The organism is Fictibacillus phosphorivorans (genome assembly GCF_007673525.1).
Classification (GTDB): domain Bacteria; phylum Bacillota; class Bacilli; order Bacillales; family Fictibacillaceae; genus Fictibacillus; species Fictibacillus phosphorivorans_C.
In genome coordinates, this window is record NZ_VDZU01000011.1 from 1 (window position 1) to 412 (window position 412).

At 39.6% G+C, this 412-nt stretch carries 1 protein-coding gene; it reads left to right on the forward strand.

Going from position 1 to position 412, the window contains the following annotated elements; translation table 11 throughout:
- Positions 1 to 412 (forward strand): IS66 family transposase (locus tag FS458_RS20460; RefSeq protein WP_144705104.1); only part of this gene is annotated, 412 nt, incomplete at both ends.

Sequence of the window (412 nt, forward strand, 5' to 3'; positions counted from 1 at the left end):
TGTCCATGATGGCTGGGCCTCTTATTTTGGATATAAACAGTCCCAACATATTTTATGTAATGCTCATCTTTTGCGAGATTTACAAGGTATTTTTGAGCAAACCGGTGAAAAATGGGCAGAAAATATGAAAAAATTATTATGTGATGCCAAACAACTCAAAGAAGAACAAGAGGGAAAGCTTACATTATGGGATCTTCTAGAAATTGAGCAAACATACGAAGCCATCCTGCAGGATGGCACGGCATGTCATCCCCCTCAGTCAGAAAAGAGTACGTCCCAAAAGCGTTCTAAACAATCGCCATCAAAAAATTTATGGGACCGATTTGCCCGAGACAAAGATGCCATTTTAGGTTTTCTCACACATGCTGATATTCCATTTGATAATAATGAAGCGGAGCGAGATATTCGCATG